14 protein-coding genes, 3 tRNA genes, 1 rRNA gene and 1 other annotated feature are annotated in these 19,040 nt (G+C 30.0%); of the genes, 1 reads left to right on the forward strand and 17 read right to left on the reverse strand.

All coding sequences use genetic code 11. The features are described 5' to 3' along the window. Positions 1-132 (reverse strand): 16S ribosomal RNA (locus BUB83_RS19675); the annotation flags it as partial. Positions 133-618: 486 nt separating this feature from the next. On the opposite strand from BUB83_RS19675, the gene BUB83_RS19680 reads away from it, so the two are divergent. Further along, positions 619-1,107: a peroxiredoxin gene (locus BUB83_RS19680; protein ID WP_073340822.1), complete on the forward strand. Its 489-nt coding sequence runs from the start codon at positions 619-621 to the stop codon at positions 1,105-1,107. Between the two features lie 132 nt (positions 1,108-1,239). Here the strand turns inward: BUB83_RS19680 and murD are convergent, their stop codons facing one another. The 16 genes from murD to BUB83_RS19760 all read right to left on the reverse strand — a co-directional run bounded on the left by murD (position 1,240) and on the right by BUB83_RS19760 (position 19,011). After that, positions 1,240-2,631 (reverse strand): UDP-N-acetylmuramoyl-L-alanine--D-glutamate ligase, encoded by a 1,392-nt coding sequence (murD, locus tag BUB83_RS19685; RefSeq protein ID WP_073340823.1) that lies wholly within the window; start codon positions 2,629-2,631, stop codon positions 1,240-1,242. A gap of 138 nt (positions 2,632-2,769) precedes the next feature. After that, entirely contained in the window at positions 2,770-4,161 is a 1,392-nt protein-coding gene (locus BUB83_RS19690) for a glycine--tRNA ligase (protein ID WP_073340824.1), read from the reverse strand. 77 nt (positions 4,162-4,238) lie between these two features. Beyond that, positions 4,239-4,405: a binding site (T-box leader), on the reverse strand. A 73-nt stretch (positions 4,406-4,478) separates the two neighbouring features. Further along, a tRNA-Asn gene (locus tag BUB83_RS19695) sits at positions 4,479-4,553 on the reverse strand. A gap of 135 nt (positions 4,554-4,688) precedes the next feature. Further along, positions 4,689-6,227 carry a lysine--tRNA ligase gene (gene lysS, locus BUB83_RS19700; RefSeq protein ID WP_200801508.1) on the reverse strand — a complete coding sequence of 513 codons (1,539 nt, stop codon included), beginning with the start codon at positions 6,225-6,227 and terminating at the stop codon, positions 4,689-4,691. A gap of 69 nt (positions 6,228-6,296) precedes the next feature. Continuing rightward, positions 6,297-6,776, reverse strand: coding sequence for a transcription elongation factor GreA (gene greA / locus BUB83_RS19705; RefSeq protein WP_073340826.1), 480 nt, complete (start codon positions 6,774-6,776; stop codon positions 6,297-6,299). A gap of 132 nt (positions 6,777-6,908) precedes the next feature. Beyond that, positions 6,909-7,727 (reverse strand): hypothetical protein, encoded by an 819-nt coding sequence (locus BUB83_RS19710; RefSeq protein ID WP_073340827.1) that lies wholly within the window; start codon positions 7,725-7,727, stop codon positions 6,909-6,911. Between the two features lie 90 nt (positions 7,728-7,817). Next, entirely contained in the window at positions 7,818-8,786 is a 969-nt protein-coding gene (gene dusB / locus BUB83_RS19715) for a tRNA dihydrouridine synthase DusB (RefSeq protein WP_073340828.1), read from the reverse strand. An 18-nt stretch (positions 8,787-8,804) separates the two neighbouring features. Continuing rightward, positions 8,805-9,581, reverse strand: coding sequence for a type III pantothenate kinase (locus tag BUB83_RS19720; protein WP_073340829.1), 777 nt, complete (start codon positions 9,579-9,581; stop codon positions 8,805-8,807). 110 nt (positions 9,582-9,691) lie between these two features. After that, entirely contained in the window at positions 9,692-11,362 is a 1,671-nt protein-coding gene (locus tag BUB83_RS19725) for a formate--tetrahydrofolate ligase (protein WP_073340830.1), read from the reverse strand. A gap of 66 nt (positions 11,363-11,428) precedes the next feature. Beyond that, on the reverse strand, positions 11,429-11,812 hold the full coding sequence (locus BUB83_RS19730; protein WP_073340831.1) for a thioesterase family protein: 384 nt from the start codon (positions 11,810-11,812) through the stop codon (positions 11,429-11,431). Positions 11,813-11,988: 176 nt separating this feature from the next. After that, entirely contained in the window at positions 11,989-13,809 is a 1,821-nt protein-coding gene (gene ftsH, locus BUB83_RS19735; RefSeq protein ID WP_073340832.1) for an ATP-dependent zinc metalloprotease FtsH, read from the reverse strand. Positions 13,810-13,880: 71 nt separating this feature from the next. Then, the gene (hpt, locus tag BUB83_RS19740) at positions 13,881-14,423 is read right to left on the reverse strand and encodes a hypoxanthine phosphoribosyltransferase (protein ID WP_143160608.1); all 543 of its coding nucleotides are present in this window, start codon (positions 14,421-14,423) and stop codon (positions 13,881-13,883) included. Further along, positions 14,423-15,823 (reverse strand): tRNA lysidine(34) synthetase TilS, encoded by a 1,401-nt coding sequence (gene tilS / locus BUB83_RS19745; protein ID WP_200801507.1) that lies wholly within the window; start codon positions 15,821-15,823, stop codon positions 14,423-14,425. The genes hpt and tilS overlap by 1 nt, the downstream gene beginning before the upstream one ends. Positions 15,824-15,974: 151 nt before the next feature. After that, positions 15,975-18,374, reverse strand: a complete 2,400-nt coding sequence (gene spoIIE, locus BUB83_RS19750; protein ID WP_073340835.1) for a stage II sporulation protein E — start codon at positions 18,372-18,374, stop codon at positions 15,975-15,977. 451 nt (positions 18,375-18,825) lie between these two features. After that, a tRNA-Met gene (locus BUB83_RS19755) sits at positions 18,826-18,902 on the reverse strand. Between the two features lie 33 nt (positions 18,903-18,935). Further along, a tRNA-Met gene (locus tag BUB83_RS19760) sits at positions 18,936-19,011 on the reverse strand. Between the last annotated feature and the right edge of the window lie 29 nt (positions 19,012-19,040).

Here is a 19,040-nt window from a genome sequence, read left to right on the forward strand (position 1 = left end):
CGAGGTAGGTTGCCCACGTGTTACTCACCCGTCTGCCGCTAATCTGTTCCCGAAGGAACTTCATCGCTCGACTTGCATGTGTTAAGCACGCCGCCAGCGTTCGTCCTGAGCCAGGATCAAACTCTCAATTTAAAAAGTTTAATCTGTTTACTCATTTACTTAAATTATTGACTGGCATTTTACATAGAATCCATCGTGAAACTTAATTTATACTTGTATCAAAATCTCCAATCATTTAGGAGTTTTGTAAATGTATAAATTCTAGTTGAACTGGAATCTATATTATCATTCTCTGTTTAATTTTCAATGATCAAGTTTTGTTTGTCACGGTTTGTTGCAGCGACATAAAATATAATATCACATTATAAAATGCATTCTTCTTAATAAAATCTATTCAAATGAATTTATCTCACTATTCCTATCTTATTTTATCTTTTTCTTCAAATTACGTATATTGACACACGTGGTATAGTTTATTTTGTTTTCTATAGTTTAATCTGCACTTCCATTAAATATTTCTTAATTTTATCTGATTTATATAATATTGCTTTATATATTTTTTTATCTTATAATTATTGTTAATAAACAAACAATATCTTTAAAGGAAGTGATTTATTTATGAAAAATAAACCCGATATTTTATTGTTAGCTCCAGGAATACTTGCTCCTGACTTTACTTTGCCTGGGTCTGATAACCAAAATCATACTTTAAGCCATTACAAAGGTAAAAATGTAGTTCTTTATTTTTATCCAAAAGATAATTCCGCTGGATGCAGCAAAGAAGCCGAATCCTTTAAAGACCATCATCCCAGTTTAAATAAATTAAACACAATTGTGCTGGGTATAAGCAAAGATTCTATGAAATCCCATCAAAAGTTTATAGATAAACTTCAATTACCTTTTGTTCTTTTATCAGATGAAGAGGAAACAGTGTGTAATTTGTATGATGTTATGAAAAATAAAAAGCTATACGGAAAAACTTCTCATGGAATAGAAAGAAGTACTTTTATCATTGATAAAGAAGGGATAATTAAGAAGATATATAGAAAAGTAAGAGTTAAAGAACACGTAGCAAATATAATTACTTTTTTAGACAAAAATAAATAAGCCTAATTTTAAAAAAAGTTGACAATCCACAGTGTACACTATCAATTGTCAACTTTGAAAAAATGCGATACTATTAGTAAGCATTTTTTCAAAGTTGTACTAAATAATATTATTATAAAAAGTGATTTGCTTTTAAAATGATTTTTCCGCCATATCATTTACAATCTCTTTATATTTAAGACCTCTCATTTCAAAGTTTACGAACTGATCAAAACTTGCACATGCAGGAGACAACGTTACTATATCTCCTTCTTCTGAGATTTCTCCAGCTTTTATTACTGCTTCATCTAAGTTTTCAACTACATATGTGTCTATTCTTCTTTCCTGAGTTTTTGATTCTTTTTCAAAAGCTTCTTTTATCTTTTCTTTTGTAGCTCCTAAAAGTATAAGTTTTTTTATATATGGATATCCACCTTCAGATAATGCCTCAAATGGAATCTTTTTATCGTATCCTCCTGCTATAAGAATAACCTGTTTTTCAAAAGCCTTAAGTCCTGCTATAGTTCTTGTAGGACTTGATGCAATTGAATCATTATAGTACTCTACTCCATTAATCTCAGCCACAAATTCCGACCTGTGTTCAACCCCTCTAAAATTTATAGCTACTTCTCTCATAGCATCAATACTAGCATCATCATATGTCATAGAAAAAGCTGCAAGTAGATTTTCTACGTTATGCATACCTTTTAACTTAACTTCTTTCTTTTCGCATACTTTTTTACCATAAACATATAAATTATTATTTTCAAAATAAGATCCTTCTGCAATTTTTTCTTTTACACTGAACTTTCTCACATAACTACCTGTGTTCCTATCCATTACATCAGTTATTGCATTGTCTTTATTAAGAACTAGTAAGCTCCCTTTTGTCTGATATTTATAAATGTTCTCTTTAGCCTCTTTATATTCTCTCATATCTTTATGAACATCTAAATGATTTGGTGTAATATTTGTTATTAAAGCTGCATCAATAGGTTGCTTCATCGTCATCAATTGAAAACTAGATAATTCCAAAACTATTTTATCATTAATAGTCATCTCTTCTAGGTTTGAAAATAAAGGCGTTCCTATATTGCCACCTACCCAAGTTTTATAACCAGCTTCTTTTAGGATATTATAAATCATAGTTGTTGTAGTTGTCTTCCCATCGCTACCTGTTACCCCAAAAATCTTCCCTGGACAATACTTTACAAACTCCTCCATTTCAGAGGTTATATAAGTTCCTTCCTCTTTACATTTTAATAAAGCTGGATGATCTATTCTCATGGAAGGTGTTTTAAAAACTACTTGGAACCCTGTAAGTTTTTCAAGATAATTCTCTCCTAAAACAAGTTTTACTCCAAGCGCTTTAAATTCTTCTCCAATAGTTCCTAATTCTTCTTCATTTTTTTTATCAAAAGCTGAAACTGTTGCCCCTAAATCCACCAAAGATCTAATTAAAGGTATGTTACTTACTCCTATACCAACAACTGCTGTACTTTTACCATTTATAAAACGCTTAAATTCATCAAATTTAATACCCATATCACTACCTCCATAGGTTTTATATATTATTAATTATTGCCATCTTTTATTAATTATAGCACTAGAAAAGATCAATAACTATTATTATATTTTACTATAAAAAAACCTAAAGGTTTATATCAACCTTTAGGTTTTCAATTAAAATTTTATTTTTTCATTTAAGAAAGCTTCTAGTTCATCTATTCTTAATCTTTTTTGTTCCATTGTATCTCTATCTCTTACTGTAACTGCATTATCTTCTAAAGTATCAAAATCTACAGTTATGCAGTAAGGCGTTCCAATTTCATCTTCTCTTCTATATCTTTTACCAATACTTCCTGCTTCATCATAATCAATGTTGAACTTTTCACTTAATTCCTCATACACTTCAAGTGCTTTATCTTTTAATTTCTTAGATAATGGAAGTATAGCTGCTTTAAATGGTGCTAATGCTGGGTGTAAATGTAGTACATTTCTGCTATCTCCATTTTCTAATACTTCTTCATCATATGCATCAGCTAAGAAAGCAAGTGTAACTCTGTCTGCTCCCAATGATGGTTCTATACAATAAGGAACATATTTTTCATTAGTTATTGGGTCTAGATAGTTCATATCTTCTCCTGAATGAGTCATATGTTGTTTTAAATCATAGTCTGTTCTATCAGCGATTCCCCATAATTCACCCCAGCCAAATGGGAATAAGAATTCAATATCACATGTAGCATTAGAATAAAAAGATAGTTCATCTGCTGAGTGATCTCTTTTTCTTAAATTTTCTTCGCTCATTCCTAAATCTAATAAGAATTTCCAGCAGTAGTCTTTCCAATAATTATACCACTCAATATCCGTTCCTGGTTTACAAAAGAATTCTAATTCCATTTGTTCAAATTCTCTTGTTCTAAAAGTAAAGTTACCTGGTGTAATCTCATTTCTAAAAGATTTACCTATTTGTCCTATACCAAAAGGAACTTTTTTTCTAGATGAACGTTGAACATTTTTAAAGTTAACAAATATTCCTTGTGCTGTTTCTGGTCTTAAATATATTTCAGCAGCTGAATCTTCTGTAACTCCTTGGAAAGTTTTAAACATAAGATTAAATCTTCTGATATTTGTATAATTCATTTTTCCACATTTAGGACATACAATATTATTTTTTTCAATGTACTCCATAAGCTCTTCATTTGTCCAACCATCTGCTGATTCTGTATCTCTTCCATTTTCATGCAAATGATCTTCAACTAATTTATCTGCTCTAAATCTAGCTTTGCACTCTTTGCAATCCATCAGTGGATCTGAAAATCCTCCAATATGTCCTGATGCTACCCATACTTGAGTATTCATTAATATCCCACAGTCTACTCCCACATTATATGGACTTTGTTGAACAAATTTTTTCCACCAAGCTTTTTTTACATTATTTTTAAATTCGACCCCTAAAGGACCATAATCCCATGAGTTTGCTAGCCCTCCATATATTTCTGATCCTTGGAATATAAATCCTCTATTCTTACAAAGTGCTACTATCTTATCCATTGACTTTTCCACTGCCATAAAATTACCTCCTTTTATTATTTACCTCAATTCATTAAAAAAGTTGAAAAAACCATATAAAAAAAAGACCTATCAACCAAAGGGACGAATAAAATCCGCGGTTCCACCCTTCTTGGCTACAGCCCTACTTTAAAAGAATATTGTACTCAAAAGCGCCCTTCACAAAAGAACTTTGATTGTTTTCACCAAACACAATCTCTCTAAAAAAGAATCTTCTATTACTCTTCTTCATCAATGTACATTAAGTATTAAATTGTTCCTTACTTGTATTCTACCAAACAACAAATCATTGTCAAGAATTTTTCAAAAAATAAAAATGGCTCCGTGGAGAGGACTCGAACCTCCAACCTATCGGTTAACAGCCGAGTGCTCCACCATTGAGCTACCACGGAACATTTTTGCTACAAGAATTATTATATCAGGTATTAATAAAAAAGCAATAGTTTTTTCACAATTTTTTATATTTTTTTACGATTCTTTATCAACATACTTAAAAAAGCCCGCAAACATTGCGAGCTTTATACTTATTATTTTAATGGCTTCATTGTTGGGAACAATAGTACATCCCTAATAGAACTAGAATCCGTTAAGAACATTACAAGCCTATCAATGCCTATTCCTAATCCACCAGTTGGAGGCATTCCTATTTCTAAAGCATTTATGAAGTCATCATCCATCATATAAGCTTCATCATCACCTAATTCTCTTTCTCTTAATTGTTGTAAGAATCTATCCTTTTGTACAATAGGATCATTTAATTCAGAATAAGCATTACATAGTTCTCTTCCATATACAAATCCTTCAAATCTTTCAGTTAACTCATCATTTCCTCTTTTCTTTTTAGTTAAAGGAGATATCTCAACTGGATAATCTGTAATAAATGTAGGTTGGATAAGTTTATCTTCAACAAACTCTTCAAAGAACACATTTAATAAATCGCCTTTAGTGCAATCTTTTAATTCTTTCTTAGTTTTAATATTTTTCTCTTTTGCAATATTTCTTGCTTCTTCATCTGATTTAAATTGACTAAAATCAACACCTGCGTATTCTTTAACCGCATCAGTCATAGTAATTCTTTTCCATGGAGGCATAAAGTCAATTTCTGTTCCCTCATATGTTACTTTTGTAGTACCTAGTACTTTTTCACATATGTATGCAATCATGTTTTCAGTTATTTCCATCATATCATTATAATCAGCATAAGCTTCATAAAGTTCCATTACAGTGAACTCTGGATTATGTCTTACATCCATTCCTTCATTTCTAAAATTTCTTCCAATTTCATAAACTTTTTCAAAACCGCCTACGATTAATCTTTTAAGATACAATTCAGTAGCAATTCTTAAAAACATATCTATATCTAACGCATTATGATGAGTATTAAAAGGTCTTGCAGCTGCACCACCAGCAATTGGTGATAATATAGGAGTTTCCACTTCAATAAATTCTTTATTGTCCAAAAACTCTCTCATATATCTTATTATAGCCGTTCTTTTTAAGAATACATCTTTTACATCCCTACTCATAATTAAATCTACATATCTTTGTCTATATCTTAAATCTGGATCCTTTAAACCATGGAATTTTTCTGGTAGTGGTCTTAAAGATTTAGCCAAAAGTTCGAAATCTTGTATTTGCAAAGTTACCTCTCCAGTTTTTGTTTTAAAAACTGTACCTGTAATAGAAACAAAATCACCAATATCAAAAGTCTTATATTCCTTGATTTTTTCTTCTCCAACGATATCTATTTTAATATATAATTGAATTTTACCATATCTATCATGCACATCAGAAAAACCGGCTTTTCCATGAACTCTCTTAGACATCATCCTTCCAGCGACTTTAACTTCTTTGCCTTCAAGTTCATCATAGTTTTCATTTATTTCTTTAGAATTATGTGTACGTTCAACCTTATATACATCAAAAGGATCTTTTCCTTCTTCTTGCAGTCTAGATAATTTTTCTCTTCTTTCCTTTATTAAAACATTGTATTCTTCTTCTGCCTTAGCAGCAAGTCGAAGTTCTTTAATTTCTTCTTTAGTTAATTGCTTTTCTTCCATAAAAATTTACCTCCATTTTTTATAGGATTCTGTTTTCCTTGAGCTTAACACTCATCTATTCCAAAATTCCTTCTATTATCTATGCATATCCAAAATCTCGAATTTATTTGTTCCTTTTGGAATATGTACTTCTACAATATCTCCAACCTTTTTACCTATTAAAGCTTCTCCTACTGGTGATTCGTTTGATATTTTATATTCCACTGGATCCGCTTCAGCAGAACCAACAATGTGGAATTCAATTTCTTCATCGAATTCATAATCCTTAACTTTTACAAAAGCACCTATAGTAACTACATCTTTAGGCAATTCATTTTCATCTAAAATTTCTGCATTATTTAATTTGTTTTCTAATAAAGCAATTCTTCCTTCTACAAACGCTTGATCATTTTTGGCTTCATCATACTCAGAGTTTTCACTCAAATCTCCATAAGATAATGCAACCTTAATCTTTTCAGTAATTTCTTTACGCTTAACTGATCTTAAGTATTCTAATTCATCTTCAAGTTTTCTTAAACCTTCTCTAGTCAATATGTAGCTTTTACCTATACTCATTTAGAAACTCCCCTTTGAATAAATTTATGTAAATTATTTTTATTTTACTAATTTTATGTAATTATAGACCACTTAAATATTTAAGTCAATATGATTATCTTATATTGACTTTGTCCTATCCTTCTAATTATTTTATAATTTTATTGTATAATCATTAAATTTAATAGCTTCAATATAAATTTTATTAGAATCTAAAACTTCTTCAATATTATCCCCTTTAAGCAGCTTTAGCAATACTCCTAACATTTCCGGTTCCAATGTATTGATATTAGCCCATTGTGATTTATAGCTAATATTGTTAATAGCAATATTATTATAAATTTGTGGAGAAATACTATTATCCAAATACCATATAGGAGTAGTTATATTATTTAAAAGTGGTGAACATGTTATAATAAAATCTGCTTTATTTGCACTTTTTAAAACATCATTTATTATTATTGTTGATATTCCAAATCTATTAATTAAATCTTCATATATCTTCTCACCTTTTGTGTTATACTTTGGAAAGCACAAAATCAAATATCTGCACCTCTGTGCCAATTGATATATGATACTTTTATTTATTTCTAATTCTGCATTATTTATAATTATGCAGGCTTCATTTAACTTCTTTTTTTGAAGTCTTAAAATAGTGGATACACTTTCCGTTACACTAAAAGCCAAAACTTTTTTTTGTAATTCTGTATAATAGTTATAATCATACATCCTATAGAATTGAGGTGATAAGCAATAATCTTTATTTTTTTTTATTACTCTCTCTGAATTTCTTTTGTAAGCATCCTTATGTAAATTGCTTGAAATTTTATACTCTTTGATTATCAAGTCAAGGTTTTCCACATAAATTTCCCCATTATAATTAAAAGAAAATCTATCTTTAACTTTTGTAAGTAAAGAATCTTCACAATAAGTTTTATTAAAACTACCTGAATATTTAACAACCTTATGCATATTTTTTCCTTAAAAAGTATTATACATTATTTTATTACTATTGTTTATAATTTATAATGATTTTTAAAATAAACTTTAATAAATATTATTTTAAGTTTGTAATTGTTCTTTGTACTCTTGCAACATATTCAAAACATTCAAACTACTTGGTTCTGTATTAATAATATTTTTAAGGTTTGTGCAATTAGGTATCCCTTTAATATACCATGAAATATGCTTTCTCATTTCTTTAATTGCTTTGTGTTCTTCTAAATATATTAAAGCTTTATTGTAATGTTCAATGCATGTATCTATTCTTTCTACATAAGTGGGCAATTGTATTTCTTCGCCATTAATTGAATTTGCTATTTCCTTGAAAATCCAAGGATTACCCATAACCCCTCTTGCAACCATAACCCCATCGCATTTAGTCTCTAGCATCATTTTTGTAGCATCTTCCCCATAAAAAATATCACCATTTCCTATAACGGGAATAGAAACACTTTCTTTAACTTTCCGAATTATATCCCAATCTGCCTTACCTTCATACATCTGTTCTCTTGTTCTTCCATGAACAGTTATAGCATCAGCGCCTGCTGCTTCTAAATATTTTGCAAATTCCACTGCATTGATATTATCCTTATCATATCCTTTTCTAAACTTAACAGTGACTGGTTTGTTTGAAGCTTTTTTAACTTCCTTTACAATATCATAGGCAAGTTTTGGATTTTTCATCAAAGCAGATCCTTCACCGTTTTTCACAATTTTATTAGCTGGACATCCCATATTAATATCAATTAAACATATATCCTGATTTTCATTAAAATAATCACATGTACTTGCCATTATTTTTGGGTCCTGTCCAAATATTTGTATCCCTATAGGTTTTTCCTTATTGGATATTTCCATAAGAGCTTTAGTATTTTCACTATTATAATATAAACCCTTCGAGCTTACCATTTCTGTATAAACTAATCCACAACCCATTTCTACACAAATTTCTCTAAAGGCTATATCCGTAACACCTGCCATAGGCGCTAGAAAAACATTATTATCAAATGTCAAATTACCTATCTTCATTTAAATCAACTTTCCTTTTTATTTATTCTTATCATATATTATTTTCAACCCTGTTAAAGTTAAATTCCTATTTATTTCATTAATTGTATCCGATTCATCTGCTATCATAGAAGCCAATCCGCCTGTTGCTACTACATAAGGTTCTTCTTCTCCTAGGTCCATCATTTCATTTTTCATTTTATTTACAATATAATCCACTTGTCCTATATATCCATACACAATTCCTGCTTGCATGCTAGTGATAGTATTTTTACATATAACTGTTGGTGGCATTATCAATTCTATCCTCGGAAGTTTTGCTGCTTTTTCAACTAAAGCATCTGAAGAAATTTTTAATCCTGGACAAATTGCCCCACCTAAATAATTTCCTTTTTTCGTTATGGCACAAAAGGTTGTTGCCGTTCCAAAATCTATTATAATCAAAGATTTTTTATAAATTTCATGAGCTGCAACAGCATTTACTATCCTATCCGCGCCTACTGATTTAGGATTATCATATTTAATGTTGATACCAGTTTTAACACCTGGCCCAACAACTATAGGCTTTATGTCAAAATACTTTCTTACCATATGTTCCACTGAGTACATTATATTAGGTACAACTGAAGATATTATTACTCCATCTATATCTTTTACGTCAATACCATTCATGGCAAACAAATTTAACACTTGTATACCATATTCATCTGCAGTTCTATTTGGATCTGTTCCTATTCTCCATTGTACTAATAAATTATCTTCATCAAAAATTCCTAATACTATATTAGTATTACCCGCATCCAGTACAAAAATCACATTAATACACCCCTTAAAAAATACAAGAGCAGTTTTCACCGCTCTTTGATAAAGTTCCTTCAGTATACCAATTTAATTTTAACAATAACATTTCATTTGTCAAGTAGCTTTTAAAATAAACCTACTATTGTTCCTTCTTTGTTTATATCCATTCTATTTGCTGCCGGTACTTTAGGTAACCCTGGCATAGTCATAACATCACCTGTTAATACAACTATAAATCCAGCACCACTTGATACTTTAACTTCTCTTACTGTAACTTTAAATCCACTTGGTTTACCAAGTAACGTAGGATTATCAGATAAAGAATATTGAGTTTTAGCTATACAAATAGGCATTTTATCTAATCCAATCTTTTCTATTTCCTCAATTTGTTTTTCAGCATTTTTTGTGAATACAACGCCATCTCCACCATATATTTCTCTTGTAACAATTTCTATTTTATCTTTTATAGTTTCATTTTCACTATATAAGCATTTAAAGTCACTATCACCTTTTTCAACTATATCAACAATTTTTTTAGCTAATTCAATTCCACCATTACCGCCTTTTTCCCACACCTCAGTAAGTGCAACTTCTACACCCTGTTTCATGCAAAAGTCTTCAATGAATTTCACTTCTTCATCAGAATCAGTTATAAATTTATTTATAGCCACCACTACACCAACATTATATTTCTTTATGTTTTCAATTTGTTTTTCTAAGTTTTCTATACCCTTTGATAGATATTCTACATTAGGTGTTGTCAGTTCATCTCTAGATGACCCTCCATGATGCTTCAATGCCCTTATTGTAGCTACAATAACTACACATTCAGGTTTTAAATCACCATATCTACATTTGATATCCAAGAATTTTTCTGCTCCCAAATCAGCACCAAATCCCGCTTCTGTAATAACATAATCGCCTAATTTCATAGCCATTTTTGTTGCTAATATACTATTGCATCCGTGAGCTATATTTGCAAAAGGCCCTCCATGAATGATAGCTGGTGTATTTTCTAATGTTTGAACCAAATTAGGCTTAACTGCATCTTTCATTAATAATGCCATAGCCCCTTGAACATCTAAGTCTCTACAATACACAGGCTCATTATCTAAATTGTAGGCAACTAAAATATTACCCATTCTATTTTTTAAATCCATCAAATCCGTAGCTAAACATAATATAGCCATGATTTCTGAGGCTACAGTTATCATAAATCCATCTTGTCTAACAAAACCATTAATTTTCCCACCCATACCCACAACAATGTCTCTCAAAGCTCTATCATTCATATCCAAAACTCTTTTGAACATAATTCTCCTAGAATCAATTTTCAATGAATTTCCTTGATGAATATGATTATCTATAGCAGCTGATAATAAATTGTTTGCACAGGTTATAGCATGCATATCTCCAGTAAAATGTAAATTTATATCTTCCATTGGAATAACTTGTGAGTGTCCACCTCCAGCTGCTCCTCCCTTTATTCCAAATACAGGACCTAAAGAAGGCTCTCTCAAAGCTATAACTGTTTTCTTCCCAATGTTCCATAATGCTTGCCCTAGTCCTACTGTCACAGTAGACTTGCCTTCTCCTGCCGGAGTAGGATTTATAGCTGTAACTAATACTAATTTACCGTCTTTTTCTGCTTTTTTCTTTTCTAATACATCCAATGAAATTTTACATTTATATTTACCATATAACTCAATGTCACCCTCCCCTAAACCTATCTTTTCCGCAATGTTTACTATAGGTTCCATTTTTGAACTTTGAGCAATTTCAATATCTGTTTTCATTTAATTAATGCACCCCTTTTTTTTAATTTATACTATATTCATTGCACTTTCCACTTTTAGTATACACTATTTTACATTTTCCATGAATTTTTCAGTATCTATAATATACCTAATATGCTTTCCTTCACCTATCTTACCTTTCTCATCAAATGCTTCAACTTTAAATAATAGTTTTTTACCCTTTACTTCAGTCAACTCCGAAAAACACTTTACTTTCACTCCTACAGGCGTAGCTTTAATATGCTTTATATTGATTTCAATACCCACCGTTGCCTCACCCTTAGCTAAGCACTCAGCAATGCTAGCTTGAGCAGTGTTTTCCATCAAAGCTATCATAGATGGCGTAGCAAAAACTTCTACCGTCCCTGAACCTACATTAGCTGCTGTGTCTTTAACTTCTACCATAATTTCTTGTTGCCCTTTTATTCCTTCTTTTAATTGCAACCTCATAAAAACACCCCCTATTAATTTTTCATTTCTAAAACCCACTATCATTTTACCTAATTTCTTTTATGAATTACAAGAGTAATAATTAATTCTTCAATATTTTCTTACAAAAAAAAACAAAAGGGGTGTTTCCACCCCTAAATATAACATTAATTCTTACTATCTAATCACATTCCTTATTATACTTCCACACTCTTTTTTCCAACTATTTCGTAGAAATCTACTGCAGTAAGTTTTTCTTTTTCTAACAAAGCTTGAGCAACAGCATGTAATTTATCATTATGTTCAACTAAGATGCTTTCAGCTTTTTTGTACGCTTCATCAATTAAAGCTTTTACTTCGCTGTCAATCATCGATGCAACTTCTTCACTATAATTCTTGCTTTTCCCAAGTTCTCTTCCAATAAATACTTCATTATGGTCACTTCCATATGCTATCGTTCCTACTTTTTCACTCATTCCATATTCCATAATCATTTTTCTTGCTATAGCTGTAACTCTCTGTATATCATTTGATGCTCCTGTACTGATATCACCAAGTATTAATCTTTCAGCTACTCTTCCTCCTAAAAGACCTACCATTTCATCTTTTAGCTTTGATAATGACATATATGCTTTATCTTTTTCAGGTAAATGCATAGTATAACCACCAGCCATTCCTCTAGGAATTATGCTTATTTCGTGAACTGGATCTGAATGAGGTGAAAATCTCATTACAATAGCGTGCCCTGCTTCATGGTATGCAGTAAGTTTTTTATCTTCGTCATCTACAACCCTGCTTTTCTTTTCAGGTCCAGCAATAACTCTTGTCACTGCCTCTTCAAGCTCTTCCATACCAATTTCAGTTTTTTCTCTTCTAACAGTTAACAATGCCGCTTCATTCATTAAGTTTTCTAAATCAGCTCCTGTAAATCCTGGAGTTTGCTTAGCTAAAATATCTAATTTAACCGCATCTGATAGTCTTTTATTTTTTATGTGAACTTTTAAAATTTCTTCTCTACCTTTAACATCTGGTGCACCAACTAAAATTTGTCTATCAAATCTACCTGGTCTTAATAAAGCTCTATCCAAAATGTCAGGTCTATTAGTTGCAGCAACCAATATTATTCCTTCATTTATACCGAATCCATCCATTTCAACCAACAATTGATTTAATGTTTGTTCTCTTTCATCATGGCCACCGCCAAGTCCTGCTCCTCTTTGTCTACCAACCGCATCTATTTCATCAATAAAGATTATACATGGGGAATTTTTTTTAGCTTGTTCAAACAAATCTCTAACTCTCGATGCCCCAACACCTACAAACATCTCAACAAAATCTGATCCTGATATACTAAAGAAAGGTACTCCTGCTTCACCTGAAACTGCCTTTGCAAGTAAAGTTTTACCCGTTCCTGGAGGACCTACTAATAAAATCCCCTTAGGTATTCTTGCTCCCATTTCTAAATATCTTTTAGGTTGTTTTAAGAAATCTACGATTTCTTCTAATTCTGCTTTTTCTTCATCAGCGCCAGCTACATCTTTAAATGTAACCTTTTGTTTATCTGGTGTAGCCATTTTAGCTCTACTTTTACCAAAATTCATAACTCCTCTGTTTCCGCCGCCGCCACCTTGTGACTGTTGCATAAACATAAACCAAAAAGCAACTAACATAATTATTAAAATAACCGTTGGTAATGCACTTATCCAAATAGGCCAAGTTGTTGGTTTTTCCCAACTAACTTTAACTGTATCTACAGGATGTTCTTCTATTATCAACTTAGATATTACGCTTTCTGGCGCAACAACTTCAAATTTAGTATCATCTACTAAAGAGCCTATTGCCGTTCTAGCATCATCTTGTATTTCTATCTCTTTAACTTTTCCTTCTACCCAATTAACTTTAAATTCATTAAAATTCATATTGTTGCTACTACTTGTGCTATCAGTTAAAACTATAGCCGCCAATACAAACATAATTAAAACAACTATCCATATAGTTGCACTAGAAATTTTTTTCATTATATGCCCCCCTCGCTCTGCAATCCTTATAAAATTTTAACATATGATTTTTCTCTTTACAAGAATATATATTATTTGTTAACATAAATTTCTTCTTTTAACACACCAACATAAGGTAAATTTCTATATCTTTCAGCATAGTCCAGTCCATATCCTACCAAAAAATAATTTGGTACTTTAAATCCAAGATATTTTACTTCTGTATTTGCTTCTCTTCTATCTGGTTTATCAAGAAGACACGCGATTTCTACACTATTAGGATTTCTAGATTTCAAATAATTTACTAAATATTTGAGTGTATAACCAGAATCAATTATATCCTCAATAATCAAAACTTCTTTTCCTTTGATTTCATGGTCTAAATCTTTTAAAATCCTAACTACACCAGATGTTTCTGTAGAATCTCCATAACTTGAAACTGCCATAAAATCCATGTTGCAATGAATACTGATTTTTTTTAATAAATCAGCCATAAAAGGAACTGAACCCTTTAAAATACCTATAAGTAATAATTCTTTTCCTTCATAATCTCTACTGATTTGCTTTCCCATTTCCTCAACTCTATCGTTAATCTGCTTTTCCGTAAATAACACTTCTTTAATATCATTGTGCATCATTTTTCCTCACTTTCTATTTTAATTTGGAGAATATCTTTTGTTTTATCATTAACTTTAAATTTTTCACTAATCCCATATCCAACAATCCATGCTATTTCTTTATCAAAACATATCATAGGCACTTCATCTCTTTTATTTTTAGGGATTTTTAAATCCATAAAGTAGTCTTTGATTTTTTTGCTTCCCTTCATACCAAGCGGGGAAAACCTATCTCCATTTTTCCTATACCTTAGTATTATATCATTATTTATCAAATCATAATCAAAATATTTTATGAATTTATTGTTTTTATTAATTTTTCTTGCATCATCGTTCTTCAGTATCTTTAAGCTGATATTGAAATTTTCTTTTTCTATTTTAGTTATTCCTTCTATCAAAAGTTTATATTCTTCATTGGGATAACTTATAATATCACTTTCATCTATGTATTGTTTTATACATACATCTTTGTAATTATTAAAAATTTTTATTCCATCTGGTAGATTCAGTTCTTTTCCTGTTGAATTCTTTTGTAAACTTATTATACCTTCTATATGTTTTTTTTCTACATTAGTTAAATCGCCTTTAATACTTTTAATAGCCATTCTTATAATTCTGTTTAAAATTGCCGGATGCTCCTGAAATGCTTTTTCACAAATAACTCCATTGTTATACTCAACTGAAAAGTAATCCTTAAATTTTTTTTCTGCGCAAAGTTCTAAATAATCATTATCAATTTTTACCGTTTCTGAAAATCTATTAAGAGTATTAACAATATCATGATTAAAATTCTCTTTTATGTATGGTATTAATTCTAATCTTATTTTATTTCTAGAATAAATATTTTCATAATTACTTTTATCTATTCTTGGATTAAGATTATTTGTTAAACAATAATTTTCAATTTCAGTTCTCAGCAAATGAATCATAGGTCTCACATACCTCTCTTCTCTTACTGGTTTAATCCCTATTATTCCTTCTAAGCCACACCCTCTTATTAATCTCATAAGAATAGTTTCTGCTTGATCATTTGCATGATGTGCCAAGGCTATTTTATTTGCACTTAGCTCCTCTAATAATTGTTCAAAATATTGGTATCTAACTTCTCTTCCTGCCATTTCCGAAGAAATTCCTAAATGTTTTGAGACTTCTTCTATATCTATTTTTTTGACATACAAAGGAATATTATGGTTTTCACAAAACACACGCACAAATCGCTCATCTTCCTCAGAGTCTTCTCCTCTTAAACAATGATTAATATGTGCAGCAACTAAATTTATTTGCAAACTATCTTTCAATTGATAAAGCACATGCAGTAACGCTAAAGAGTCTGGCCCGCCAGATAAACCCACAATAATCAAATCATTTTTTTCAAACATACTATAGTTTATTATAGTTTTTTTTAATTTTTCAATCAAATCAACACTTCCTAAATAAAATTTAGCATAAAACCTATTATATTTTAACATATATACCTTAGTTATTATAGCTTAATTTTGAATATCAAGTCAATTTAACTAAGGAAAAAGCTTTATTCTCTTAAAATTCAAATAGAATAAAGCTTTTAGTTTAATATAAGTCATATACCTTTGATACAATAACAGTCATATCGTCCTTAGCGTATCCTCCACTTAATTTTTTTGCATTTTTAATTATTTCTTCTGCCAAATCTCTAGGTTTATTTAAATTACAATACTTCAAATAATCAACAACCCAATCAAATCTTCCTGTATGCTTACTATCATAATCTAAAACCCCATCTGTCACCATAACTATTATATCCCCATTGTTTATTTCAGTGTTATATGTATCAACATCTGGCTTATCCAAAATACCTATGGGAAGTGTTTTAGATTGAATAACTTTTATATCATTTCCTGACTTGATAAAACTTGCAACAGCTCCAACTTTAGCAAAATTTATTTTACCTGTATATAAATTTAAATCCATCAAATCAACTGTAGAAAATTTTTCATCCTCTGAGAATTTTAAACTCATTACTGCATTCACCGTGTTAAGTACATTGTCTTTTTTAAATCCTGATTTAATCATAGTTTTCATTAAATCTATAGTTGCTTTACTTTCTCTATTAGCCTCTGAGCCAGCACCCATTCCATCACTTATCATACATACATATGAATCTGATTGCATCTTTCCATAGCTGTAACAATCTCCATTAAACTTATTACCTTTTTTACACTCTGCAATAGCATGAGTAGCTACATAATATTTAGGGGTTTCTTCAAAAATAACATTACATATTCTTGAATCTAAATTTACATTACAGCAATCATTTCTTATACACATAGATCTTTTTAAAACTTCATTTAAAAGTGGTATAACCTTCTTAACACACATTTGTGTTCCCGCACAGGATTGTAAATCAGCATAAACTACAATTCTATTATTTTTATCATTCAAGCAATACACATCATAAAATTTAATTCCTTTATGCTCTAATACTTTTCTTATTTTCTTTTCTTCTTCATAATTAATATCTACATCATCATCAAATTCTTCTGTCAACTCTTTTATTGAATAGGACATTCTTTTTATATGATTGGATAATAAATCTCTAGATTCACTTATCCTTCTCCTACTCATTTCATTTATTATATGGTTATTAACGATTTCTTCAACATTTTTCATTAAAGAAGTTCTTTTTATACATTTTCTTTCAATTTCATAAGGAACTATACCTTTTCTATTTTCCTCATAATTTTCAATAAGTTCACCAAAGGCTTCATAGGTAAAATAGTTCTCCCTTTTCCAACAAATAGATGCCATGTCGCAATTGCTACAAACTCTATCTGCTAATTTTTCTACTAAAGAGTTACTTTTATTCTTCATGGATAACTTATCATTTTCTGCTAGATCATATAAAACCTCTGATAGATTACTTAAAATATCCGAATAATCAAAAATTCTTGTTACCAATTGTGCTTTTACTTTTTTTATATAATCCTTATTTAAATACTGTTGTTTTTTTTCCCAATCCAACTCTAAAATTATTCCTGAAAATACTTTGCTTGGTAATAAAAAAAATATACTTAAAGGAGCTACTATTTCTATAAAATTAAATTCCACACTCAAGTTAGCATAGATCTTTAATATTAAAAATATAATCAAACAGCTAGTTCCACTTATCCACTTACCTGTTTCTTTGAATAAACCTACAATAAGGCCACAAGTCCCAAATACACTTATATAAATCAATATATTGTTTGAAGACATTCCAATTATCGCCCCTAAAGAAATTCCCGCTGCTGCACCTATTGAACTACCATTAACATAAGCAATTATCAAAATAAACAAGAAACCTAGTATGTTTTTTAATGATAGTCCGTATATATCAATACCCCATGTGCCTGATATAACCAAAGACATCAATATACACATACTCAAAATTTCTTCACTATTAAATAAATGCTTACATTTTATACTTTTAAAAGATTCAATTGACTTACTCATAATAAAGTACAAAGGAATAATACACATAATTTGCATAAAAGCATTAAAGAAACAAACATCCAAAGCATATCCACTAAATAAAATTTCCAATATTATTATTTCTACAAAAATACTCACTAATATGATTTGTACTATAGTTTGTTTCTTCAAGTTTTTAATAATGTATTGAATAGCAACCACTGTAAAAAGAACTATAAAGTATTCATAACAATTCCAAATTTTATTCAAAAGAAATATATATCCAATTAAGCTTCCCAAAGCAGTAGGTAATAACAATTTTTCATTTTTATAAAAACTCATAACCAACACAAAACTTATTCCAAAAGGCGCTATTGTTTGATTTACATTTAGCAATAATACTCTACTAACAAAAAAAGCTATACTAAAATATAATGCCATTTGTGAAATTTTATTCCTATCCTCTTTATTTTCAATACTTTTTTCTTTATTTTTATTACCTATTCTATTGTAAGTTGATACTCCAACACCATATTGCACAATAAACACCCCCAAAGTTATAACTAACAGTTTAAATTATAACAAAGCTAACTGGTATATATTGTCATTTATTCTGACATATGAAAAAAATCGTAAGACAACACCTTTTACTTTTAATTAAATTATTACTTTTAACGCTTTTTTTCCTTTCTCTTTTTACTCAATATTTCTTTTAATAATTTGAATTAATAGAACAATTGAGAAGTAACCTAGTTTTTATATTTATTTTTTTGTCATACTGTTTTTATCATTTTTCTTCAACATGAGTATCATATTTTTATATATACAATGTTTTTTAAAAAAACTTATTTTATAACAAAGCTAACCCGCAAAATAAAATATTTATACAACATCATTTTATCTTGTCTTAATTTATATATGTTTCTTTCAATATCTTAATCTTTCTTTTGCCCAAAAAATAAAAACACTCATATAAAATGAGTGTCTTCTATGGTAGCGGAAATAGGACTTGAACCTACGACCCACCGGGTATGAACCGATTGCTCTAGCCAGCTGAGCTATTCCGCCAAAATGTGTGATACTAATAGTATATTAAGTTAATGGTTGCGGAGACAGGACTCGAACCTGTGACCTTCGGGTTATGAGCCCGACGAGCTGCCAACTGCTCCACCCCGCGTTATTATAAATACTTTATTAAGTTAATGG

This window comes from Clostridium grantii DSM 8605, from assembly GCF_900129965.1.
In the GTDB taxonomy this organism is placed as follows: Bacteria; Bacillota; Clostridia; order Clostridiales; family Clostridiaceae; genus Clostridium_AF; species Clostridium_AF grantii.

What these genes read in the sequence shown, in the direction of transcription:
- hpt (WP_143160608.1), bottom strand. Translation starts at nt 14,423, where the DNA reads ATGCACAATGATATTAAAGAAGTGTTATTTACGGAAAAGCAGATTAAC.
- greA (WP_073340826.1), bottom strand. Translation starts at nt 6,776, where the DNA reads ATGAGTATAGGTAAAAGCTACATATTGACTAGAGAAGGTTTAAGAAAA.
- dusB (WP_073340828.1), bottom strand. Translation starts at nt 8,786, where the DNA reads ATGAAGATAGGTAATTTGACATTTGATAATAATGTTTTTCTAGCGCCT.
- BUB83_RS19680 (WP_073340822.1), top strand. Translation starts at nt 619, where the DNA reads ATGAAAAATAAACCCGATATTTTATTGTTAGCTCCAGGAATACTTGCT.
- BUB83_RS19690 (WP_073340824.1), bottom strand. Translation starts at nt 4,161, where the DNA reads ATGGCAGTGGAAAAGTCAATGGATAAGATAGTAGCACTTTGTAAGAAT.
- murD (WP_073340823.1), bottom strand. Translation starts at nt 2,631, where the DNA reads ATGGGTATTAAATTTGATGAATTTAAGCGTTTTATAAATGGTAAAAGT.
- ftsH (WP_073340832.1), bottom strand. Translation starts at nt 13,809, where the DNA reads ATGAAAAAAATTTCTAGTGCAACTATATGGATAGTTGTTTTAATTATG.
- BUB83_RS19730 (WP_073340831.1), bottom strand. Translation starts at nt 11,812, where the DNA reads ATGAGGTTGCAATTAAAAGAAGGAATAAAAGGGCAACAAGAAATTATG.
- BUB83_RS19725 (WP_073340830.1), bottom strand. Translation starts at nt 11,362, where the DNA reads ATGAAAACAGATATTGAAATTGCTCAAAGTTCAAAAATGGAACCTATA.
- BUB83_RS19710 (WP_073340827.1), bottom strand. Translation starts at nt 7,727, where the DNA reads ATGCATAAGGTTGTTAAATATTCAGGTAGTTTTAATAAAACTTATTGT.